Here is a 21,520-nt window from a genome sequence, read left to right as displayed (position 1 = left end):
TTGTATGCGTACCGTACTGCTGACGGGCTTTGAGCCCTTTGATCAAGATTCGGTTAATCCGTCCTGGGAGGCCGCGTGCCAATTGGACGGCGTGCAGCTCGCCGAGGATGTGCAGATTGTTGCGCGTCGGCTGCCCTGTGCGTTCACCACCGCCCCCGAGTGTCTGGTGCAACTGATCAATGAACTGCGTCCGGTCATGGTTATCGCCACTGGTCTGGCGCCGGGGCGCGGCGAGATTTCCATCGAGCGGGTGGCGATCAATATCAACGACGCGCGTATCCCCGACAACCTGGGGTATCAGCCCATCGATACGGCAGTTGTCGTGGATGGCCCGGCGGCCTATTTTTCGACGCTACCGATCAAGGCCATGGTCAAGGCGGTGCGTGGGGCGGGGATAGCCGCGGCGGTGTCCCAGACGGCGGGCACGTTTGTCTGCAATCAGGTGTTCTACCGTTTGCAGCACGTGCTTGCGGGCACGGATGTTCGCAGTGGTTTTATTCACGTTCCCAACCAGCCATTGATGGCGCTGTCGAGCTTGGTCGATGGGTTGCGCGTCGCAGTAGCTACGGCGTGGAACACGCCGGTAGACGTGGTGGAAGTGGGCGGTCAGGTCAGTTGACGCCGCCCCAGGGATGACACTTCGGCTTGCCGGTGACGGCAAGAGGCGATTGTTTACGCCTCGCGGCCAGGGAAAAACAGTTCGAAACAGGTCACGCCGTCCTTGCTGCTGACGCTGTACCGGCCGTGATGCAACTGCATGATGGTCGCCACAATCGACAGGCCCAGGCCATTGGACTGGGCCGAACGTTCCCTTGATTCATCCACCCGATAGAACCGCTCAAACAGTCGCGATAAATGCACGGCAGGGATGGTTTCCCCCTGGTTGCTGACTCGCAGGTGGATGCCCTCGGCGTCCGCAATCGCCTGGATCAACAACTCGGAACCCGGTGCGCCGTATTTGATGGCGTTGGCGCACAGGTTCGCCAGGGCCCTGCGCAGCAGCATCGGTTCGGCCCAGATCACGCCTTCACCCTCGGCACGAATGCTGATGTCCGCATCGCCTGCCAAACCTTCAAAGTAATCGGCGATGCGGGCCACTTCATCGGCGGCGCTGAGTGCCTGGCGCTGGCGCAGGGCGCTGTCCGGGTCGGTGCGGGCCAAGAACAGCATGTTGTCGAGCATTCGCGCCAGGCGCTCAAGCTCTTCGACATTGGAGGCCAAGAGCTGCTGATAACTTTCGATGCTGCGGTTCTGTTGCAGGGCAACTTGGGTTTCCCCCAGCAGGTTGTTGATCGGCGTGCGCAGTTCGTGGGCCATGTCGGTGGATACTTGGCCCAGTTGCGCAAAACCCTTGGCCAGGCGCTCAAGCATGGTGTTGAACGACTCGATCATCGGCAGCAGTTCTTTTGGTACTCCCTGGCTGTCGATGCGTTCGGCCAGGTTGCCGACGCCGATCCCTTGAGCGTGTCGGGCCAGTCGACGTAACGGTAGGAGGCCGCGATGCACCAACAGGTAGCCCACCAGTGCGAGGAAGATCGCGGCGATGCTCGCCAGGACGTACACGCTCAACCGATAGCTGGCGAGCATGGCGGTACGCTCGGTCATCAAGCGCCCGCTGGTGACTTGCAGGCTCCCCAGGTCGCCGGAGTCTATGGATGCGGCCAAGGTGGAAAAGGGCACGCCATTTACGCCCGGCAGATGCTGCACATCGCTCAGCGTGAGGATGTGGCCTTTGGGGACCGGCTCGACTGCTGGCAGATCGATGTTGGCGGGGTTTACCAGCAGCAGCGGTTTTTGGCCGGGTGCGGCGATGCTCAGCACCGATTCGCGGTTGCCCAACATATTCTGGAACAGTTCCGGCTTGGTCTTGATCAAGTCCAGTGTGTTGCTGTCGTTAAGCAGGTTGCGTAGTTGATCCACGCGGGAAATCAATTGCACATCGTCGCGGCGGATCAGCTCGCGCTCCAACTCGCGGTACAGCGCCACGCCGACGGTAGCGAGCAGTGCAAAGGCGAGCAGGGCGAAGATCAGGGCCAGGCGCAGTGTCAGGGAATAATGGCGACGGTGGGTCATGGTTGGGTATCGAAACGGTAGCCAATGCCCCGCACGCTGTGGATCAACTTGAGCGTGAACGGGTCGTCGATTTTCAGGCGCAGGCGCCTTACGGCCACGTCCACCACGTTGGTGTCGCTGTCGAAGTTCATGTCCCATACCCGCGAGGCGATCAGCGAGCGCGACAGCACTTGGTCCTGATGGGTGGCGAACAGGTGCAACAGTGCGAACTCCTTATTGGTCAGGGTGATGCGTGTACCGGCGCGAGTGACGCGGCGTTTCAGTACGTCGATGTGCAAATCTGCGATTTGCAGGTGTTCTTCTTCCCTGATCGGGCCGCGACGGGTCAGGGTGCGTAAGCGTGCTACCAGCTCGGCGAAAGAGAACGGCTTGATCAGGTAATCATCGGCACCCAGCTCCAGGCCCTTGATGCGATCGGCAATATCGTCGCGAGCTGTCAGAAAAAGCACTGGGGTGTCGGAGTCTTTACGCAGGCGGCGCAGTACTTCCCAACCGTCCATTTTCGGCATCATTACATCCAGCACGATCACGTCGAACGGCGTTTCCAGTGCTTGGTGCAGGCCGTCCACGCCGTCCCGTGCCAGGCTTACGGAGTAGCCCAGTTCCTGCAGGCCGTTGAGGAGGTAATTACCGGCCTTGGGTTCGTCTTCGACAACGAGGATGTTCATGTGAAATGCCTTGATTCAATACGTGGCGCCAGTGTAGCTCGATCAATTGTCACTGGCGCAGGCCATGGCCTGCACTGGGTAGTTGAGTCGTGCCAGTGCGCTCACGGTAACCCCGTACTTCAAACAGCCAGCCAACAGGATGATGACAAATTCGTAATGATTGGCTGGCTGTTGGGGCGTCAGCGTTTACAACCCAGTAGGTGATCCGTAGATTGCATCGGGCCGATTATTCGTTTCAGCTTACGAGGAAACCCCGCAGTGTCTATCCGAGGTTCAGCTGTATCAGCCCGCCCTTACCGCGCCTTCCTGTTCGATATGGATGGAACCCTGCTCAACTCCATTGCCGCTGCCGAACGTGTGTGGGGCAATTGGGCTGAACGCCATGGGCTGGACGTGGCAGCCTTCCTGACCACCATTCATGGTGCGCGGGCGATTGACACTATCACGCGCCAGGCATTGCCCGGCGTCGACCCGCAAGTTGAAGCGCAGTGGATTACCGACGCTGAAATCAACGATGTAGAAGGCGTCGTGGCGATTCCCGGTGCCGTCGAGTTTCTCAATAGCGTGCCTGGTGATCAGTGGGCATTGGTCACCTCTGCGCCGAAGGCGTTGGCATTGCGTCGGTTGCAGGCAGCGGGTATCGCGCCACCGGCGGTGTTGATAACGGCCGAGGATGTGGCCATCGGCAAACCGAGCCCCGCCTGTTATGAGCTGGGTGCACAACGCTTGGGTGTGCCGGTGCAGGATTGTCTGGTGTTTGAGGATGCGACGGTGGGGATTCGTGCGGGGGAGGCGGCGGGTGCGGATGTGCTGGTCGTAACATCGACGCACCTCAAGCCCATGCTCACGGAGCATCCATCGATTGAAGGGTATGAACAGTTGCAGGTGCATCGCAGCGCTGATGGCTTGTTGTACCTGCAGAGCGCAGTGGGCTGACACAAAAAAGCCGAGTCCGCATCCGGTCTCGGCTTGGTTCGCTTGGTCAGCCGCCAGTTCTATTTTCGGCCCGCCGGCACAGCTGACGCTGCAATGCTTTCTGGATAGGCTTGAGGCAGAACATGAACAGGTACGCACACAGCAGCAGTGCCAAATCAAACCAGGACTTAGGATAGGCGGGGTCCGAACCTTCGACTTCCAGCCGCAGGCCATATTCTACGCCCACAAAGGCCAGCCCAATCAGCAGGGCAATCATCCAGGATCTGGAAAAAAATGGCTGCGCGGTAATAGGCCTCATCGACGTGCTCCTGAGTCCACACGGATGGAAGTATGTCAGTCAGGAGATTCGGCTTTGGATAGTGGAACAAGTTCCAGACGCGAGGATAATTTCATCTTTGGGGCGCATGGACTTTGGACGACGCTAATCACTCATTCAGCCCAAGAACAGTCCAATAGGCTTTCGCCAGCCGTTACATGAACGAAAGGGCTGGCTACTGAGTGCGCCTCAAGGCGTCTGGTTTTTATCCGGAGCGGTCAGGCCGGCCTGGATGCGCTGGTAGATCTCCTCGCGATGCACGGCAACATCCTTGGGGGCGTTGATGCCGATTCTTACTTGCTGGCCGCTGACGCCCAGGATGGTGATCGTGATGTCATCACCGATGTTTATGCTTTCACCGACTTTGCGGGTGAGTATAAGCATGGACTTCTCCTTGATTGCTTTTAGGACACATGTTTCAGACAGGGCAGGTGTCGGATGTGTGTAGCTTACTGCTAAGCGCTTCCCTGTGACTGCCTCTTTTAGGACGCATAGAGGCGACATTAATTCCCATGGCGGCATCATACAGGTCTGGGATACATCATTCGCATTGTTTAAGCCAACGTTTATGACGGCCAGAATAGACAGTGAATGATAAAGTTGCCTCTTTATCCTTAGAGGAGCAGGGCAGTGCGTAAAGTAGCGATGGCAATTGCGGTGTTGGCACTGGCCGGTTGCGGTGAAGGCAAACGCGTCGACGCCCCCCAGGCCAAGCCTGCCGTGACCGAAAGCCAGCCACAAACCGGCGCGATTGCCGCCCAAGAGTGGGACCTGCGAGTAGGTCCGCCGGACCACAAACTGCAGGCGATCACCGACCTGACCGCCTGGTTGCTGGAACATGGTTTTAATTTTTATATCGTGAAGGTCGACGGCAAGGACGAAGTGCTGTTGGGGCCGTTCGCAACTAAGGCCGAAGCCGAGGCAAAGCAGACCTTGCTTAACGAAAAGATGGCTCGTGCCAAGAAAACTGACACGGTGTCTGAGATCATCGAACACCAGCCTGCGCAGTAACGGGCCGATTGGGCGGCAGCGCCGCCCATCTTCAACCGCAGGCTTTCAGGTTGACCGGGCCGACAAACTCATTGCCACGCCCCATCACACACGCCACCGTCTGGTTACGCTGGCGCTCCCAGGCTTGGACCGGGTAGGTTTTGTTCCAGGCTTCGTACAACTGACGATCCTGTTTCGACAGGCGCAAGCCGTATTGTTTGCTCATGTAGAAGTAGGTTCGCGCGATCATCCCGCGTACGGAAGGTCGCGGCATCACCTTCTTGGCCTTGAAATCCACTTGGGTCAGGCATGAACCGTACTGCCCGCGTTGCACCGGCAGCCAGCCAAAGCTGAAGTTGCTTCGGTCTCCATTGACCTCGCCGATACTCGGCACCAAATTGTGCAGGTCTGCTTCGGCACGCTTGAACACGTCATCATGGCGCGTGCAGTTCTTGCGCCCGCCATTCTGCCAGCACTGGCGCTGATGTCCGATCTGCCAGGCCGGAACAATGTGTTCCCACTCGATGCGTGCGGCGCGGTTGGCGTTTTTGCGTGGGATATATCCGCAGGCTTTCAAGTCAACGCGGTTGCCGCTGTACTTGCAGCCGCAATAGAACTCGGTGGATTGCGGGGCGTAGAGTGTCCAGGCAACTTTTTTGGCTTCACTGAAGGTTCGGGGCGCCTGAGCGTGAGCGGTAACGGCAAAAAACAGGCAACACACAGCAATAAAACGGGTACTCATTCAATCAATCTTCCTTCGGCACAACCCAGAAAATCTGCACGCCACCGTCATCCCGGTAGGCTAGGGTGACGTTGTCGTTCTCTGCAATCTCCTCCAACAAGCGCTGCCAATCGTCCTCTGGTTCCTCCGGCAAGCGGAAGATCAGGGCTGCCTTGGCTTTTTGGGCATTGGTGGAGTTGATGATTTTTTGCACGCGAATGGCCAGGCGTGTGTAGGCATCGGGCGGGGTAGGTACTGCGGAAGATGACTTTGCCACGGAGCATTCCTTAATAAGCTGTACGTGCATACAGTATTTAAGTGTGGGCAATTTCGCAACTGCTTAAAATTTAAGAGATTCGTCTGGCGGCGAGTTAAGGGGTTGGGTGTAGGGCGGGGGGAGAGGGATAGGTAGGTTGTTGTGGCGAGGGAAGTTGTTCCCGCTGGTCCGCGAAGCGGCCCAAAAAAGAAGCTTTCGGGCGCTGCGTACATGAGCGGGAGCAAGCTCCCTCGCCACATACAAGGTTCAGTCAGGAATCAATATTCCCAGAAAATCCGTTGAAGCTCTTTGCTGTCTTGGGTCTTGGTCAGGGCAACCATTGCCAGAATCCGCGCTTTCTGCGGGTTCAGGTCGAGGGCAGCAACCCAGTCGTATTTGTCGTCAGGCTGTTCAGCGTTACGCAACACCATGCCGCCGGCATTCACGTGGGAGGAGCGAATGATCTGCACGCCTTGCTTGCGCAGTTCCACCAGGGCAGGCACCACTTTGGAAGATACCGAGCCATTGCCAGTACCCGCGTGGATGATTGCCTTGGCACCAGCCTGGGCCAGGGCTTTGTAGGCTGTGTCGCTTACGTTGCCGTAGCCGTAGGCGATTTCGACGTCCGGCAGGCTTTTGATGTTCTTGATGTCGAATTCCGAATCCATGGTGTGGCGCTTGGCAGGCAGGCGGAACCAGTAGGATTTGCCTTCAACCACCATGCCCATTGGGCCCCATGGGCTCTTGAAGGCTTCGGTCTTGATATTGATCATCTTGCTTACGTCGCGACCCGATTGGATCTCGTCGTTCATGGTCACCAGCACCCCTTTACCGCGCGCGTCCTTGCTGCCGGCTACAGCCACGGCGTTGTAGAGGTTGAGCATGCCGTCGGCCGACATGGCGGTGCCTGGGCGCATGGAACCAACTACCACGATTGGCTTGTCAGTTTTTTCCACCAGGTTCAGGAAGTAGGCGGTCTCTTCCAGGGTGTCGGTACCGTGGGTGATCACGATGCCATCCACGTCTTTGTTGTCAGCCAGCTCCGCGACGCGGCGACCCAGTTGCAGCAGGTTCTCGTTGTTGATGCTTTCGGATGCAATTTGCATCACTTGCTCGCCACGCACATTGGCAATCTGGCTAAGTTCAGGAACACCGGCGATCAATTGCTCGATACCGACTTTGGCCGCCTGGTAGGTAGCGCTGTTGGCCGCACTGGCGCCAGCGCCGGCAATGGTGCCACCGGTGGCGAGAATTACCACGTTGGCCAGTTTGGTCTTGGATTCAACTTCCTTTGCCTGAGCGGCAACAGGGAACAGCAGCAGAAGGGCTAACGCGCCCGGAACAAAGTTCTTCAGTGCAGATTTCATTGTTTTTCTCTCTGGTTTTTGATGAGTGCTGTAGCAGGTTCATCTAGAGCGCCCGGGCGGTTCTGAATGCCACGAGGTGCTGGGTAGGAGCAGGATTTGTACCAGGCTGATTAAGTTCTTGGATATAAATTAACTTGCTGATTTATAACAATAATTGTCGTTCTTATGGCAGATCCCGCAATGCGTCTGTCCGGCTTTCCGAACACGCTGCATGATTGCGTTCGGTTGTCCGAAGATGATCATCGGGAAATACTGAGTCGCATGAAGAGGTCTGTCGTTTCAGAGAACGAAGCGTTGGAGGGAATGTTTAATAACGTCCTTTCGCTGGACGGGAGGACAGAGGCTAGAGGCCTTAGATGAAAGGCTGTGTTCTACCGTTGACAAATCTCGACAAGGTTCTCATAGTTTGATTAACGCAAACGTTTGCGAGATGTTTGACACGGTGCTCCCTGAGTGCTCTGAAAGATCGTATCAGCCACCCGTGTGGGATGGCTGCCGAAGGACTCTTCGGTGCAAGCGTTGCTTACAATAATCATAAGATCGGAGTGAACCCATGAAGCTGCCATTCGCTGGACGTCTTCTTGCTGTCGCTGTGCTTGCTGCCGCATCCGCCGCTTTACCTCTGTCCTCTGCCTTTGCTGACGACGCCGCCGCCAAACCCAAGGTCGGCCTGGTGATGAAATCTCTCGCCAATGAATTCTTCGTCACCATGCAGGACGGTGCCAAGGCTTACCAGAAAGACCATGCCGCCGATTTCGACATGATCACCAACGGCATCAAGAACGAAACTGATACCAGCGCGCAGATCGATATCGTCAACCAAATGATCCTCGCCAAGGTTAACGCCATCGTCATCGCGCCTGCTGACTCCAAGGCACTGGTCACCGTACTGAAGAAAGCCTCCGACGCCGGCATCAAGGTCGTCAACATCGACAACCGCCTGGACCCCGGTGTACTGAAAAGCAAAAATCTCGATATTCCCTTCGTTGGCCCCGACAACCGCAAGGGCTCCAAGCTCGTGGGCGACTACCTGGCCAAGCAACTGGCAGCAGGTGACAAGGTCGGCATCATCGAAGGCGTACCGACTACCACCAACGCCCAGCAGCGCACCGCCGGCTACAAAGATGCGATGGACGCTGCCGGTATGAAGATCGTTTCCACTCAATCCGGCAACTGGGAAATCGACCAGGGCCAGAAAGTCGCCTCGGCCATGCTGAGCGAATACCCGGACCTCAAGGCCTTGCTGGCCGGTAACGATAATATGGCCCTGGGCGCTGTCTCCGCGGTGCGTGCGGCAGGCAAGGCGGGCAAGGTAATGGTCGTGGGTTACGACAATATCGAAGCGATCAAGCCGATGTTGCAGGACGGCCGCGTACTGGCTACCGCCGACCAGGCAGCTGCCCAGCAAGCGGTATTCGGTATCCAGAACGCCCTTAAGCTGGTCAAGGGTGAGAAAGTCGATGCCAAAGACGGCGTGATCGAAACCCCGGTCGAACTCGTCCTCAAGAAGTAATTCTGGCGGCACCCAACAGCGCCCGCTCGTCCTGAGCGGGCGCCTGGAGATTTTCCTATGTCATCTTCCGCCCCGAACGCTGTCCTCTCGGTCAGCGGTATCGGTAAGACCTATGCCCAACCGGTTCTGTCCGACATCACCCTCACGCTCAACCGTGGGGAAGTGCTGGCGCTGACCGGCGAGAATGGTGCAGGCAAAAGCACCCTGTCCAAGATCATCGGCGGGCTGGTCACGCCGACCACCGGGCACATGCAATTCAATGGTCAGGATTACTGTCCTGCCAGCCGTACCCAGGCTGAAGCGTTGGGTGTGCGCATGGTCATGCAGGAACTCAACCTGCTGCCGACGCTGACCGTGGCCGAAAATCTGTTCCTGGATAACCTGCCCAGCCACTGTGGCTGGATCAGCCGCAAGCAACTGCGCAAAGCCGCGATCGAGGCCATGGCCCAAGTTGGCCTGGACGCCATCGACCCTGACACGCTGGTCGGCAGCCTGGGCATCGGTCACCAGCAAATGGTTGAGATCGCCCGTAACTTGATTGGCGACTGCCATGTACTGATCCTCGACGAACCCACGGCCATGCTCACCGCGCGTGAAGTCGAGATGCTGTTTGAGCAAATCACCCGCCTTCAGGCCCGGGGCGTGGCGATTATTTACATTTCGCACCGGCTGGAAGAGTTGGCCCGTGTTGCCCAGCGCATTGCGGTATTGCGCGACGGCAAGCTGGTCTGCGTCGAACCGATGGCCAATTACAACAGTGAGCAATTGGTCACCTTGATGGTGGGGCGCGAGCTGGGTGAACACATCGACCTGGGGCCGCGCAGCATCGGCGGCCCGGCCCTAACTGTGAAAGGCCTGAGCCGCTCGGACAAAGTCCGTGACGTGTCCTTTGAAGTGCGTGCCGGCGAGATCTATGGCATTTCCGGCCTGATCGGCGCTGGCCGTACCGAATTGCTGCGTCTGATCTTTGGTGCCGATCTGGCCGACAGCGGCACCGTGGCCCTGGGCTCACCGGCTAAGGTGGTGAGCATTCGCTCTCCCGTGGATGCAGTAGGGCATGGTATCGCCCTGATCACTGAAGATCGCAAGGGTGAAGGCCTGCTGCTGACTCAGTCCATCAGTGCCAATATTGCCCTGGGCAACATGCCGGAAATCTCTGGCGGCGGCGTGGTAAACAGCCGCGATGAAACCGCGTTGGCCAAGCGCCAGATCGACGCCATGCGCATCCGCAGTTCCAGCCCGGCGCAACTGGTGTCGGAACTGTCCGGCGGCAATCAGCAGAAAGTGGTGATTGGCCGCTGGCTGGAGCGCGACTGCTCGGTGATGTTGTTCGACGAACCCACCCGCGGAATTGATGTGGGTGCCAAGTTCGACATTTATGCCTTGCTCGGCGAATTGACCCGCCAGGGCAAAGCGCTGGTGGTGGTATCGAGCGACCTGCGTGAGCTCATGCTGATCTGCGACCGCATCGGCGTACTGTCTGCCGGGCGTCTGATCGAGACCTTTGAGCGTGACAGCTGGACCCAGGACGAATTGCTCGCCGCCGCCTTTGCCGGCTATCAGAAACGTGATGCGCTGCTCAATGACGCAGTGCTTAGGGATACCCCATGAAAACCACAACTACCTCCGGTAAAGCGGGCGGCAACTTCTACGGACTGGGCACCTACCTGGGGCTAGCGGGCGCCTTGCTCGCGATGATTGCGCTGTTTTCGGTGCTCAGTGACCACTTCCTGTCCTATGACACCTTCAGCACCCTGGCCAACCAGATCCCGGACCTGATGGTGCTGGCGGTGGGCATGACGTTCATCCTGATCATCGGCGGTATCGACTTGTCGGTGGGCTCGGTGCTGGCCCTGGCGGCGTCGGCAGTCAGCGTGGCGATTCTTGGGTGGGGCTGGAGCGTGTTGCCGGCCGCTCTGCTCGGCATGGGCTGCGCCGCGTTGGCCGGCACCATCACCGGCTCGATCACCGTGGCCTGGCGGATCCCGTCGTTTATCGTGTCCCTCGGTGTGTTGGAAATGGCGCGGGGCGTTGCGTACCAAATGACCGGTTCGCGCACCGCCTACATCGGTGATTCGTTTGCCTGGCTGTCCAACCCGATTGCGTTTGGTATCTCGCCGTCGTTCATCATTGCCTTGCTGGTGATCATCGCTGCGCAGCTAGTATTGACCCGCACCGTGTTCGGTCGTTACCTGATCGGTATCGGCACCAACGAAGAGGCCGTGCGCCTGGCCGGTATCAATCCCAAGCCTTACAAGATTCTGGTGTTCAGTCTCATGGGCCTGCTGGCCGGTGTCGCGGCGTTATTCCAGATCTCGCGTTTGGAAGCAGCGGACCCGAACGCTGGCTCCGGTCTGGAGCTGCAAGTGATCGCCGCGGTGGTGATCGGCGGCACCAGCCTGATGGGCGGGCGCGGTTCGGTAATCAGTACCTTCTTTGGCGTGTTGATTATCTCGGTATTGGCCGCTGGCCTGGCACAGATCGGCGCCACGGAGCCCACGAAGCGCATCATCACCGGTGCTGTGATCGTGATTGCAGTGGTTCTCGATACGTACCGCAGCCAACGTGCTAGTCGGCGGGGCTGAACCATGGCAACGATCAAGGATGTGGCGGCGCTTGCAGGGATTTCCTACACCACCGTGTCCCATGTGGTGAACAAGACGCGCCCAGTGAGTGAGCCGGTACGGGTCAAGGTCGAAGCGGCCATCAAGCAGCTCGACTATGTGCCCAGCGCCGTCGCGCGCTCGCTCAAGGCCAAGACCACGGCCACCATCGGTTTGCTGGTACCCAACAGCCTCAACCCGTATTTCGCGGAGCTGGCACGAGGCATCGAGGATTACTGCGAGCGTAACGGCTACTGCGTGATCCTCTGCAACTCCGACGACAATGCTGAAAAACAGCGCAGCTATTTGCGGGTGTTGTTGGAAAAGCGCATCGACGGCTTGATCGTGACCTCGGTGGGTGGTGATGACAGCGGCCTCGCCGCTGGGTTGAGCGCGGTGCGCACGCCCATGGTGATTGTCGACCGGGCGCTGGACGGCATTGATGTCGATCTGGTGCGCATCGATCATGAAGAGGGCGCCTACCTGGCGACCCGGCATTTGCTTGAGCTGGGGCATCGGGACATCGCCTGTATCGGCGGCCCGGCCCACACCCGTGTCGCGCAAATGCGCCTGGCGGGATACCAGCGCGCGCTCCGCGAGGCCGGTGTGGACGTTGCGCCCAATCGCACCCGGGAAAGCGACTTCACCAGCACCGGCGGTTATGCTGCTGCCGTGCAATTGCTGGCGCAGAACCCGCCCAGCGCGATTTTTGCCAGTAACGACATGATCGGCTTCGGCGTATTGCGTGCTGCAGCTGAGCGTAATATCCGCGTGCCCGGCGAGCTGTCGGTGATCGGATTTGATGATATTCAAATGGGCCGCTATGTGTACCCGGCCCTGACCACGGTCGGCCAGTCGATCCTGCAACTGGGCGAGACGGCCGCCGAGCTTTTACTGCGACGAATTGCAACACCCCAACTGCCGATCGATCAACGCATCGTGACGCCGAGCATCGTATTGCGCGAGTCGACGGCGCCCGTCGCCGGTGTGTTCGCGCAATACCGCTGAACCGAATTGATGAGTACTGATGTATGCCAGCAAAAGTAGTGGTAGTAGGCAGCTTGAACATGGATCTGGTCACCCGCGCCAGCCGGCTGCCCCGTGCCGGTGAGACCCTGATTGGCCAAACTTTTTCCACGGTGCCGGGCGGCAAGGGTGCCAACCAGGCCGTTGCATCGGCGCGACTGGGTGCGAGTGTGGCGATGATTGGCTGTGTCGGCACCGATGCCTACGGCACTGAGTTGCGTGACGCATTGCTGGTGGAAGGTATCGATTGCCAGGCCGTCAGTACCGTGGACGGTTCCAGTGGCGTGGCGTTGATCGTGGTGGATGACAGCAGCCAGAATGCGATTGTGATTGTTGCCGGCAGCAACGGCGAGCTGACGCCCGCGTCACTGCAGGCGTCTGATGCGGTGCTGCAGGCCGCCGATGTGATCATCTGCCAGCTGGAAGTGCCGATGGCTACCGTGGCCTATGCGCTCAAGCGCGGTCGTGAACTGGGCAAGACCGTGATCCTCAACCCGGCGCCGGCCAGCGCGCCGTTGCCCGCCGAGTGGTATGCCTCGGTCGATTATCTGATTCCCAACGAAAGCGAGGCCACCGCATTGAGCGGTGTGACAGTCGACTCTCTGGACAGTGCCAAAGTGGCTGCCACGCAACTGATTAAAGCCGGTGCCGGCAAAGTCATCATCACTCTGGGCGCCCAAGGTGCATTGTTTGCGGATGGCAGTGGCTTTGAGCACTTGGTGGCGCCCAAGGTCAAGGCGTTGGATACCACGGCTGCTGGCGATACCTTTGTCGGTGGTTTTGCGGCGGCCCTTGCCAGCGGTAAAAGCGAAGCCGAGGCCATACGTTTTGGTCAGGTCGCTGCGGCATTGTCAGTCACACGTGCGGGTGCGCAACCTTCCATTCCTACGCTGCATGACGTTCAAGGTTTTGTACCTTTATGAAAAAGACCCCTCTGCTCAATATCGCTCTGTCGCGGCTGATCGCTTCCCTGGGCCATGGCGACATTCTGGTGATCGGCGATGCTGGTTTGCCGGTGCCGCCCGGCGTCGAGTTGATCGACCTGGCGCTTACAAAAGGTATTCCTGATTTCATCAGCACTTTGCGTATCGTGCTCAGTGAGATGCAGGTGGAAAGCCACGTGCTGGCGGAAGAAATCCTGCTCAAGCAGCCACCTGCGCTGGCGCAGTTGAACGTGCTGAGTGAACAGGCCGCCCTCGGCGAGCGACGTCTGCTCAGTCATGAAGCGTTCAAGCAACTGAGTCGCCAGGCGCGCGCGGTTGTGCGCACCGGCGAATGCCAGCCTTACTGCAATATCGCGCTGGTGTCCGGCGTAACGTTCTAGAGTTCCCCAACGACAAGGAGTGTTTTATGCAACGTGGTCTTCCAATCCTGAGAAATCTGTTTCGGAGTGTCCTGCTTTTGTCCGCGCTCACTGCTGCAAGCGCCCACGCGGCGGAAAAAATCGACCTCATCATCGACACTGACCCAGGTGCCGACGATGTAGTGGCCTTGCTCTTCGCCATGGCTTCCCCGGACGAATTGAACATCCGTGCGCTGACCACCGTCGCCGGTAACGTGCGCCTGGACAAGACCTCGCGTAACGCGCGCCTGGCCCGCGAGTGGGCGGGGCGTGAGGACATTCCGGTCTACGCCGGTGCACCAGCGCCGATGCTGCGCAAACCGATCTATGCCGAAAACATCCATGGCAAGGAGGGCATTTCCGGCGTCACCGTGCATGAGCCTAAAAAGGGCCTGGCCGAAGGCAATGCCGTTGATTACCTGATCAAGACCCTTCGTGCTGCCAAGCCTCACAGCATCACTATCGCCATGCTGGGTCCGCAGACCAACCTGGCGCTGGCACTGACTCAGGATCCGGAAATCACCCAGGGCATCAAAGAAGTGGTAGTGATGGGCGGCGCGCACTTCAATGGAGGCAATATCACGCCGGTTGCCGAGTTCAACCTGTTCGCCGATCCGATTGCTGCAGAGATTGTGCTCAAGAGTGGCGTCAAGCTGACTTACCTGCCGCTGGATGTGACCCACAAGGTACTGACCAGTGAGGCGCGTCTGAAAAAGATTGCCGACCTCAAGAACAACGCCAGCAAGGTCGTCGGCGATATTCTCAACGAATACGTCAAAGGCGATATGGAGCACTATGGCATCCCGGGCGGCCCGGTACATGACGCCACCGTTGTTGCGTACCTGCTCAAGCCTTCGCTGTTCAGTGGTCGCGAGGTCAATGTGGTGGTGGACAGCCGTGAAGGCCCGACATTCGGGCAGACCATCGTCGATTGGTACGACGGTCTGAAACAACCAAAGAATGCGTTCTGGGTTGAGAACGGCGACGCTCAGGGCTTCTTCGATCTGCTGACTGAGCGCCTTGCGCGGCTGAAGTAAACCGATTGCCGGTCGACGTTCGTCGGCCGGTTCTTATTCGCGCTCGGGGTTGTGTGCTCCCATGTGATCGGCCGGGTATTTCTCGAATACCTGGCCAATGAAGGCTTGTGCCGCCTGAGTGCCGAGTTCCTTGACCAGCAGGTCTATACCGATGATTGCCAGTTCCTCTGGGCTTCCGGGGCTGTAGGAGCTTTGTCCTTGGGGCCACTTGGCTTTGATGTCGGCTTGGAGCGTTACGGTGGTCATGGAGGTCTCACGAGCTGAAATACTGGGTAATGCGCTGGGGCGCGGTTTTACCGGGCGCAGTTAAGCATTTTGCGCGGCGTTTGGCACTGCTACTTAGGCATGAAGCAAGTGCTGTGCGACACTGTGCTCCTGTTTAATTGCCGGGGAATACCGCGTGCAGATCGATTTGAATGACCCCGAGAATCTCACCCTGGCCGCCGTGCGCCAATTGATCGCCAGTGCCAGTGATGACGAACATACTCAACTGCGTGTGACCAAGGCCGGTATCGCCTACCTATCATCTGGGGTAGTCGGGGGCACTGACATAGATGGCCTGTTGTTTCGTCTTGAGACCTGGGCAAAGGGCTCCGGTTACGTCGGAAATGTCGCTGCCAGCGACGAGGTCTGGGTCACACAGGTTTTCAACGCGCTGAAGCAAAACTGGCCCAAGCCACCTTTTGACTACATCGACGTCTACTGATTATGTTCATATCTGGTCACGATTGATCGGGCGAATGCCTGCTGATAGTCAGGCAGACTTGCCCGACGGCGATTTACGTCTTGAAACCAATCTGCAAGACGGTTGTCGCACGATCTCTGTTCATTTTTTCAATAGGAGGCTTCATGCCTTGGAAGCTCGCATCATTCGGTACTTTGTTGGCAGCACTCGCGTTGGCGGGTTGCAGCACCCCGGGTACCTCTGAGCCAGCCAAAGACGCCGCAGTGACCGATGCAGGTCATAGCCGCTGTGAGTCAAAGGCTGCCGAGTTCACAATCGGCCAGAAAGCTTCGCCTCAGTTGCTGGAGCAAGCCCGGGCCCGTGCCGGTGCGCAGAATGCTCGCATCCTCAAGCCCAACGATATGATCACTTTGGAATACCGCTCCGACCGCTTGAACCTAAACGCTGACGACAACTTGGTGATCACTCGCGTCAATTGCGGCTGATCGCTGCTTTTGCAGCGCCCATAAAAAACCCCGCCACATGGACGGGGTTTTTTTAGCTCAGCGGAGAATTACTCGCCGCGAACCTGTGCAGCTTGCATACCCTTTTGGCCTTTCTCAGCCACGAAGGAAACGGTTTGGCCTTCTTTCAGGCTTTTGAAACCGTCGCTTTCGATAGCTTTGAAGTGTACGAACAGGTCGTCACCGCCACCTTGAGGAGTGATGAAGCCGAAGCCTTTTTCATCGTTGAACCATTTAACGGTGCCGGTTTGGCGATTAGACATGGTGTATCTCCAAGAAACATATATTTTCAGTAGTGCTGTGCTGCTCAGGCCAACTGGGCACACCGGGCTATCATAGTCGAAATGTTCGGCTTGGGAGCCCCCCCAAGGCATTGTTTGCCAATCAATAGCGTTGCATTTAGTGCTTAGGTCGGCTGAAAGCCCCGGTCTACGGGGCTTTGGCGCGAAATATCAGCTGTTAAAAAAAGCCGTAAAAGCTGCGTAATTTGTGAGAAATGGCAGTTTTCGGGCGATTTTTCCAGCAGAGCGGCCGTCTGATCTGGCGCCGATCTTACTTTTTCTTCACGACTTTGCAGGATGAAATTGCAGCCACCGCTTTGTTTTTAAGTGGTGCGCTGGCGTTCGGATTGGTCATCAATTCCTTGATTTCGGAACTGCTCAATTCGGCGTTGATCTTGTCGGCGCCACATTCGCAGTGGGCTTTGGCCGTTTTGACGTCAACGTTCTGGCTGGCGGCCGCGCTGCAGTCGTTGATGAAACTGTCACGGGCACCGGCCGGCCAATTGGAGGGCGCAGCAGCCTGCGCGCCGATGGAAAGGAGGCTCAGGGTAGCGGCGAGAGCGAGGGTAGAAGTAAAACGCATCATGGGATGCTCCTTTGGGTCGAGGACAAACAGCGATTCTCAGTGGGTTTGAGGTAGTGCGTACAGCTCAAGTTCCGTTTTGCAGCTATAAAGGCTGGAATTAGTAGTTACCTGGCCTGGCGCCGGCGCGATGACCGTTCATCTGTGCTAGCATCGCTCCCCTGGCTATTCCCGGGCGCGCCATTTGCCGCCTTGCCATGTTCTTTTTGTTCACTCCAGTCACTCTGGTTCGATTATCGGTTGGCCGAAAGGCTCCTGCCGCTGTAAGGCAGGCGTTCATCACTGAACGGCCTGGTATTGGATCTTGTACTGGCTCATCCCAACCCACGTGACCTTTGGTAGGGGTCACCACTAGGAGAGGAGGCGCCATGCCAACTATTACTCTTCCCGATGGCAGTCAACGTTCATTCGATCATGCTGTATCCGTATCCGAGGTCGCCGCATCCATTGGTGCCGGTCTGGCAAAGGCTACTGTGGCCGGCAAGGTCGACGGCAAACTGGTTGATGCCAGTGACCTGATCACCTCTGACGCCAGTCTGCAAATCATCACGCCCAAGGATCAAGAGGGGCTGGAGATCATTCGCCACTCTTGCGCGCACTTGATTGGCCATGCGGTCAAGCAGTTGTACCCAACCGCGAAGATGGTAATCGGTCCGGTTATCGAAGAAGGCTTCTATTACGACATCGCCTACGAACGTCCTTTCACTCCGGACGACATGGCTGCCATTGAGCAGCGCATGCACGCGCTGATCGAGAAAGATTACGACGTCATCAAGAAAGTCACCCCGCGCGCCGAAGTCATCGAAGTGTTCACTTCCCGTGGTGAGGACTACAAGCTGCGTTTGGTGGAAGACATGCCGGACGAGCAGGCCATGGGCCTGTACTACCACGAAGAATACGTCGACATGTGCCGTGGTCCGCACGTGCCGAACACACGCTTCCTCAAGTCATTCAAGCTGACCAAGCTGTCCGGCGCCTACTGGCGCGGCGACGCTAAGAATGAGCAGTTGCAACGTATCTATGGCACTGCCTGGGCTGACAAGAAGCAGCTGGCCGCCTATGTCCAGCGCATCGAAGAAGCTGAAAAGCGCGATCACCGTAAGATCGGCAAGCGCCTGAATCTGTTCCACCTCCAGGAAGAAGCGCCGGGTATGGTGTTCTGGCATCCGAACGGCTGGACCCTGTATCAGGTGCTTGAGCAGTACATGCGCAAGGTGCAGCGTGATAACGGTTACCTGGAGATCAAGACCCCGCAGGTCGTTGATCGCAGCCTGTGGGAGAAATCCGGGCACTGGGCCAACTACGCCGACAATATGTTCACCACCCAGTCGGAAAACCGCGACTACGCCATTAAGCCAATGAACTGCCCATGCCATGTGCAGGTGTTCAACCAGGGCTTGAAGAGCTACCGCGAGTTGCCGATGCGCCTGGCCGAGTTCGGTGCTTGCCACCGTAACGAGCCGTCGGGTGCGCTGCACGGCATCATGCGCGTGCGCGGTTTCACTCAAGACGACGCCCACATCTTCTGCACAGAAGAGCAGATGCAGGCTGAATCCGCTGCGTTTATCAAGCTGACCATGGACGTTTATCGCGATTTCGGTTTCACCGACGTCGAGATGAAACTGTCCACTCGTCCGGAAAAGCGTGTCGGTTCCGACGAGCTGTGGGATCGCGCCGAAGCGGCACTGGCCGCAGCGCTTGATAGTGCGGGGCTTGCGTACGACCTGCAGCCGGGGGAGGGCGCGTTTTACGGTCCGAAGATCGAGTTCTCGCTGAAAGATTGCCTTGGCCGCGTCTGGCAGTGTGGTACCCTGCAGCTCGATTTTAACCTGCCGATCCGTCTGGGAGCCGAATACGTCTCCGAAGACAACAGTCGTAAGCACCCGGTTATGCTGCACCGGGCGATCCTCGGCTCGTTCGAACGGTTCGTCGGGATCCTGATCGAGCACTACGAGGGTGCATTCCCCGCGTGGCTGGCTCCGACCCAGGCAGTGATCATGAATATCACTGATAAACAGGCAGAATTTGCCGCTGAAGTTGAAAAAACTCTCAACGAAAGCGGATTTCGTGCCAAGTCCGACTTGAGAAATGAAAAGATCGGCTTTAAAATCCGCGAGCATACTTTGCTCAAGGTCCCCTATCTTTTGGTTATTGGAGATCGGGAAGTCGAGATGCAGACTGTCGCTGTGCGTACTCGTGAAGGTGCTGACCTGGGCTCTATGCCCGTCGCCCAGTTCGCTGAGTTCCTCGCGCAAGCGGTTTCCCGGCGTGGTCGCCCAGATTCGGAGTAATTATTATTAAGCGTGAAATGAGACAAGATAAACGAGCTGCACCGAAAGCCCCGATCAACGAGAATATCTCGGCACGCGAGGTTCGGTTAATTGGCGCTGACGGCGAGCAGATTGGCATCGTCTCGATTGATGAAGCGCTTCGTATTGCAGAAGAGTCCAAGCTGGACTTGGTGGAAATCTCCGCCGATGCAATCCCACCTGTTTGTCGGGTGATGGACTACGGCAAGTCGATCTTCGAAAAGAAGAAGCAGGTTGCCGCGGCGAAGAAGAACCAAAAGCAGATTCAAGTAAAAGAAATCAAGTTTCGTCCAGGGACGGAGGAAGGGGATTACCAGGTAAAACTGCGCAACCTGGTACGTTTCCTGAGTGATGGGGACAGGGCCAAGGTATCCTTGCGATTCCGCGGCCGTGAGATGGCCCACCAGGAGCTGGGGATGGAACTCCTCAAGCGGGTTGAAGCTGACTTGCTTGAGTACGGTTCGGTCGAACAGCATCCTAAGATGGAAGGACGCCAACTGATCATGGTCATCGCCCCGAAAAAGAAGAAGTAATCAACAGGGCACGGCAGGCCTTCTGATTATGTTTATCAACTGAATGCGGAGTATCCGAACATGCCAAAGATGAAGACTAAAAGTGGTGCTGCTAAGCGGTTTCTGAAAACTGCTAACGGTATCAAGCATAAGCACGCTTTCAAGAGCCACATCCTGACCAAAATGTCGACCAAGCGTAAGCGTCAACTGCGCGGTAGCAGCTTGCTGCATCCGTCTGACGTGGCAAAAGTCGAGCGCATGCTGCGCCTTCGTTAATTTTGGATCAAGAATAGAGGAAGTAACTCATGGCTCGTGTAAAGCGTGGCGTCATGGCCCGTAAGCGTCACAAAAAAATTCTGAAACTTGCTAAAGGCTACTACGGCGCGCGTTCACGCGTATTCCGTGTTGCCAAACAAGCGGTAATCAAGGCAGGCCAATACGCCTACCGTGACCGTCGTCAGAAAAAACGTCAGTTCCGCGCTCTGTGGATCGCTCGTATCAACGCCGGTGCGCGTGTTAACGGTCTGTCCTACAGCCGTTTCATCGCTGGCCTGAAAAAAGCGTCCATCGAAATCGACCGTAAGGTTCTGGCTGAACTGGCCGTGAACGAAAAAGCGGTGTTTGCTGCGATTGTCGAGAAAGCTAAAGCCTCCTTGGCTTAAGTACCCCCGACAGTCACCTTGGGCTGCTCCTGTAGCCCAAGGTGGTAAACGTCATAAATAGGGGAAGAGCCTTCAAGCTCTTCCCCTATTTTGTATCTGGAGTCTGTACATGGAAAACCTGGACGCGCTCGTCGCTCAAGCTCTTGAGGCTGTGCAAAGCGCTGAAGATATCAATGCCCTGGAGCAAATCCGGGTTCACTACCTTGGCAAAAAGGGTGAATTGACTCAGGTGATGAAGACCCTGGGGAATTTGCCAGCCGAAGAGCGCCCGCAAGTCGGCGCGCTGATTAACGTTGCCAAGGAGCGCGTCACAGAGGTTCTCAATGCGCGCAAGGCGTCGATGGAGGAGGCCGATCTCGCGGCCAAACTCGCCGCCGAGTCTATTGATGTAACTTTGCCTGGCCGTGGCCAGGCCTCGGGTGGTCTACATCCGATCACCCGGACTCTGGAACGTATCGAGCAGTTCTTCACCCATATAGGCTATGGCATTGCCGAAGGCCCTGAGGTCGAAGACGACTATCACAACTTTGAGGCGCTCAACATCCCAGGCCATCACCCGGCCAGGTCGATGCACGACACCTTCTATTTCAACGCGAACATGCTGTTGCGCACCCATACCTCACCGGTACAGGTCCGCACCATGGAAGCGAACAAACCGCCGATCCGCATCGTCTGCCCAGGTCGCGTTTATCGTAGCGACTCCGATATCACCCACTCGCCGATGTTCCATCAGGTCGAAGGCCTGCTGGTTGATCGCGATATCAACTTCGCCGACCTCAAAGGCACCATCGAAGAGTTCCTGCGAGTGTTCTTCGAGAAAGAGCTGGCGGTACGTTTCCGTCCATCGTTCTTCCCGTTCACCGAGCCTTCCGCTGAAGTCGACATGGAATGCGTGATGTGCAGCGGTAAAGGCTGCCGAGTCTGCAAGCAGACTGGTTGGCTGGAAGTGATGGGCTGCGGCATGGTTCACCCCAACGTGCTGCGCATGTCCGGGATCGATCCGGAAGAGTTCTCGGGCTTTGCCTTCGGCATGGGCGTTGAGCGTCTGGCCATGCTGCGTTACGGCGTGAACGACTTGCGTCTGTTCTTCGACAACGACTTGCGGTTCCTCGCGCAATTTCGCTAGTCGTAACGAAT

27 protein-coding genes are annotated in these 21,520 nt (G+C 57.5%); 17 read left to right on the top strand and 10 right to left on the bottom strand.

Going from position 1 to position 21,520, the window contains the following annotated elements:
• Nucleotides 1–4 precede the first annotated feature (4 nt).
• Nucleotides 5–619, top strand: a complete 615-nt coding sequence (gene pcp / locus G9Q84_RS24445) for a pyroglutamyl-peptidase I (RefSeq protein ID WP_181644215.1) — start codon at nucleotides 5–7, stop codon at nucleotides 617–619.
• Nucleotides 620–672: 53 nt separating this feature from the next.
• On the opposite strand, the gene G9Q84_RS24440 is transcribed toward pcp, so the two are convergent.
• Together G9Q84_RS24440 and G9Q84_RS24435 are read right to left on the bottom strand one after the other, a co-directional pair.
• On the bottom strand, nucleotides 673–2,073 hold the full coding sequence (locus G9Q84_RS24440; RefSeq protein WP_181644214.1) for a heavy metal sensor histidine kinase: 1,401 nt from the start codon (nucleotides 2,071–2,073) through the stop codon (nucleotides 673–675).
• Nucleotides 2,070–2,741, bottom strand: coding sequence for a heavy metal response regulator transcription factor (locus G9Q84_RS24435; RefSeq protein WP_032886997.1), 672 nt, complete (start codon nucleotides 2,739–2,741; stop codon nucleotides 2,070–2,072). Before G9Q84_RS24435 ends, G9Q84_RS24440 begins: the two co-directional genes overlap by 4 nt.
• A 258-nt stretch (nucleotides 2,742–2,999) precedes the next feature.
• Between G9Q84_RS24435 and G9Q84_RS24430 the strand changes: the two genes are divergently transcribed.
• Nucleotides 3,000–3,677 carry an HAD-IA family hydrolase gene (locus tag G9Q84_RS24430; protein WP_181644213.1) on the top strand — a complete coding sequence of 226 codons (678 nt, stop codon included), beginning with the start codon at nucleotides 3,000–3,002 and terminating at the stop codon, nucleotides 3,675–3,677.
• Between the two features lie 46 nt (nucleotides 3,678–3,723).
• Here the strand turns inward: G9Q84_RS24430 and G9Q84_RS24425 are convergent, their stop codons facing one another.
• Both G9Q84_RS24425 and csrA read right to left on the bottom strand, forming a co-directional pair.
• A complete protein-coding gene (locus tag G9Q84_RS24425) occupies nucleotides 3,724–3,975 on the bottom strand; it encodes a hypothetical protein (RefSeq protein ID WP_099602674.1) in 252 nt (83 codons plus the stop codon).
• A 207-nt stretch (nucleotides 3,976–4,182) separates the two neighbouring features.
• A complete protein-coding gene (gene csrA, locus G9Q84_RS24420) occupies nucleotides 4,183–4,377 on the bottom strand; it encodes a carbon storage regulator CsrA (protein ID WP_003192511.1) in 195 nt (64 codons plus the stop codon).
• A gap of 261 nt (nucleotides 4,378–4,638) precedes the next feature.
• Between csrA and G9Q84_RS24415 the strand changes: the two genes are divergently transcribed.
• Nucleotides 4,639–5,004: an SPOR domain-containing protein gene (locus tag G9Q84_RS24415; RefSeq protein ID WP_164558403.1), complete on the top strand. Its 366-nt coding sequence runs from the start codon at nucleotides 4,639–4,641 to the stop codon at nucleotides 5,002–5,004.
• Nucleotides 5,005–5,035: 31 nt separating this feature from the next.
• Here G9Q84_RS24415 and G9Q84_RS24410 read toward each other — a convergent pair whose 3' ends face one another.
• The 3 genes from G9Q84_RS24410 to G9Q84_RS24400 form a co-directional block, all read right to left on the bottom strand.
• On the bottom strand, nucleotides 5,036–5,725 hold the full coding sequence (locus tag G9Q84_RS24410; RefSeq protein ID WP_181644212.1) for an endonuclease: 690 nt from the start codon (nucleotides 5,723–5,725) through the stop codon (nucleotides 5,036–5,038).
• A gap of 4 nt (nucleotides 5,726–5,729) precedes the next feature.
• Entirely contained in the window at nucleotides 5,730–5,981 is a 252-nt protein-coding gene (locus G9Q84_RS24405; protein WP_095185575.1) for a DUF1654 domain-containing protein, read from the bottom strand.
• Nucleotides 5,982–6,238: 257 nt separating this feature from the next.
• Nucleotides 6,239–7,327 carry an asparaginase gene (locus tag G9Q84_RS24400; protein ID WP_032886990.1) on the bottom strand — a complete coding sequence of 363 codons (1,089 nt, stop codon included), beginning with the start codon at nucleotides 7,325–7,327 and terminating at the stop codon, nucleotides 6,239–6,241.
• Nucleotides 7,328–7,880: 553 nt separating this feature from the next.
• On the opposite strand from G9Q84_RS24400, the gene G9Q84_RS24395 reads away from it, so the two are divergent.
• The 7 genes from G9Q84_RS24395 to G9Q84_RS24365 are packed head-to-tail and all read left to right on the top strand — an operon-like array spanning nucleotide 7,881 to nucleotide 14,848.
• Nucleotides 7,881–8,840: a sugar ABC transporter substrate-binding protein gene (locus tag G9Q84_RS24395; protein WP_032886989.1), complete on the top strand. Its 960-nt coding sequence runs from the start codon at nucleotides 7,881–7,883 to the stop codon at nucleotides 8,838–8,840.
• A gap of 57 nt (nucleotides 8,841–8,897) precedes the next feature.
• The gene (locus tag G9Q84_RS24390) at nucleotides 8,898–10,451 is read left to right on the top strand and encodes a sugar ABC transporter ATP-binding protein (protein WP_095185576.1); all 1,554 of its coding nucleotides are present in this window, start codon (nucleotides 8,898–8,900) and stop codon (nucleotides 10,449–10,451) included.
• Nucleotides 10,448–11,425 carry an ABC transporter permease gene (locus G9Q84_RS24385; protein WP_032886985.1) on the top strand — a complete coding sequence of 326 codons (978 nt, stop codon included), beginning with the start codon at nucleotides 10,448–10,450 and terminating at the stop codon, nucleotides 11,423–11,425. The genes G9Q84_RS24390 and G9Q84_RS24385 overlap by 4 nt, the downstream gene beginning before the upstream one ends.
• A 3-nt stretch (nucleotides 11,426–11,428) precedes the next feature.
• Nucleotides 11,429–12,451, top strand: coding sequence for a LacI family DNA-binding transcriptional regulator (locus tag G9Q84_RS24380; protein WP_032886984.1), 1,023 nt, complete (start codon nucleotides 11,429–11,431; stop codon nucleotides 12,449–12,451).
• Between the two features lie 23 nt (nucleotides 12,452–12,474).
• Nucleotides 12,475–13,392 (top strand): ribokinase, encoded by a 918-nt coding sequence (gene rbsK, locus G9Q84_RS24375; protein WP_099602676.1) that lies wholly within the window; start codon nucleotides 12,475–12,477, stop codon nucleotides 13,390–13,392.
• Nucleotides 13,389–13,793, top strand: a complete 405-nt coding sequence (gene rbsD / locus G9Q84_RS24370; protein ID WP_032886981.1) for a D-ribose pyranase — start codon at nucleotides 13,389–13,391, stop codon at nucleotides 13,791–13,793. The genes rbsK and rbsD overlap by 4 nt, the downstream gene beginning before the upstream one ends.
• Nucleotides 13,794–13,819: 26 nt before the next feature.
• Nucleotides 13,820–14,848 carry a nucleoside hydrolase gene (locus G9Q84_RS24365; RefSeq protein WP_032886980.1) on the top strand — a complete coding sequence of 343 codons (1,029 nt, stop codon included), beginning with the start codon at nucleotides 13,820–13,822 and terminating at the stop codon, nucleotides 14,846–14,848.
• A 33-nt stretch (nucleotides 14,849–14,881) separates the two neighbouring features.
• Here the strand turns inward: G9Q84_RS24365 and G9Q84_RS24360 are convergent, their stop codons facing one another.
• Nucleotides 14,882–15,094 carry a hypothetical protein gene (locus tag G9Q84_RS24360; RefSeq protein ID WP_032886978.1) on the bottom strand — a complete coding sequence of 71 codons (213 nt, stop codon included), beginning with the start codon at nucleotides 15,092–15,094 and terminating at the stop codon, nucleotides 14,882–14,884.
• Nucleotides 15,095–15,248: 154 nt separating this feature from the next.
• On the opposite strand from G9Q84_RS24360, the gene G9Q84_RS24355 reads away from it, so the two are divergent.
• Nucleotides 15,249–15,554: a hypothetical protein gene (locus G9Q84_RS24355; RefSeq protein ID WP_181644211.1), complete on the top strand. Its 306-nt coding sequence runs from the start codon at nucleotides 15,249–15,251 to the stop codon at nucleotides 15,552–15,554.
• A 143-nt stretch (nucleotides 15,555–15,697) separates the two neighbouring features.
• Nucleotides 15,698–16,018 (top strand): I78 family peptidase inhibitor, encoded by a 321-nt coding sequence (locus tag G9Q84_RS24350; protein ID WP_032886976.1) that lies wholly within the window; start codon nucleotides 15,698–15,700, stop codon nucleotides 16,016–16,018.
• A 68-nt stretch (nucleotides 16,019–16,086) separates the two neighbouring features.
• Here the strand turns inward: G9Q84_RS24350 and G9Q84_RS24345 are convergent, their stop codons facing one another.
• Together G9Q84_RS24345 and G9Q84_RS24340 are read right to left on the bottom strand one after the other, a co-directional pair.
• Nucleotides 16,087–16,299, bottom strand: coding sequence for a cold-shock protein (locus G9Q84_RS24345; protein WP_003234260.1), 213 nt, complete (start codon nucleotides 16,297–16,299; stop codon nucleotides 16,087–16,089).
• Nucleotides 16,300–16,588: 289 nt separating this feature from the next.
• Complete coding sequence (locus G9Q84_RS24340; protein ID WP_081797709.1) at nucleotides 16,589–16,903, bottom strand: hypothetical protein; 315 nt, start codon at nucleotides 16,901–16,903, stop codon at nucleotides 16,589–16,591.
• 365 nt (nucleotides 16,904–17,268) lie between these two features.
• Between G9Q84_RS24340 and thrS the strand changes: the two genes are divergently transcribed.
• From thrS to pheS, 5 genes are all read left to right on the top strand, one after another.
• A complete protein-coding gene (gene thrS, locus G9Q84_RS24335; protein ID WP_095185580.1) occupies nucleotides 17,269–19,191 on the top strand; it encodes a threonine--tRNA ligase in 1,923 nt (640 codons plus the stop codon).
• Complete coding sequence (infC, locus tag G9Q84_RS24330; RefSeq protein WP_015884933.1) at nucleotides 19,191–19,742, top strand: translation initiation factor IF-3; 552 nt, start codon at nucleotides 19,191–19,193, stop codon at nucleotides 19,740–19,742. The genes thrS and infC overlap by 1 nt, the downstream gene beginning before the upstream one ends.
• A 60-nt stretch (nucleotides 19,743–19,802) precedes the next feature.
• A complete protein-coding gene (gene rpmI / locus G9Q84_RS24325) occupies nucleotides 19,803–19,997 on the top strand; it encodes a 50S ribosomal protein L35 (RefSeq protein ID WP_002553160.1) in 195 nt (64 codons plus the stop codon).
• A 29-nt stretch (nucleotides 19,998–20,026) separates the two neighbouring features.
• Complete coding sequence (gene rplT, locus G9Q84_RS24320) at nucleotides 20,027–20,383, top strand: 50S ribosomal protein L20 (protein WP_003192488.1); 357 nt, start codon at nucleotides 20,027–20,029, stop codon at nucleotides 20,381–20,383.
• A gap of 109 nt (nucleotides 20,384–20,492) precedes the next feature.
• The gene (pheS, locus tag G9Q84_RS24315) at nucleotides 20,493–21,509 is read left to right on the top strand and encodes a phenylalanine--tRNA ligase subunit alpha (protein WP_032886973.1); all 1,017 of its coding nucleotides are present in this window, start codon (nucleotides 20,493–20,495) and stop codon (nucleotides 21,507–21,509) included.
• The last annotated feature ends 11 nt before the right edge of the window (nucleotides 21,510–21,520 follow it).

This window comes from Pseudomonas sivasensis, from assembly GCF_013778505.1.
In the GTDB taxonomy this organism is placed as follows: Bacteria; Pseudomonadota; Gammaproteobacteria; order Pseudomonadales; family Pseudomonadaceae; genus Aquipseudomonas; species Aquipseudomonas sivasensis.
This window is presented reverse-complemented; position numbering and strand designations above follow the sequence as displayed.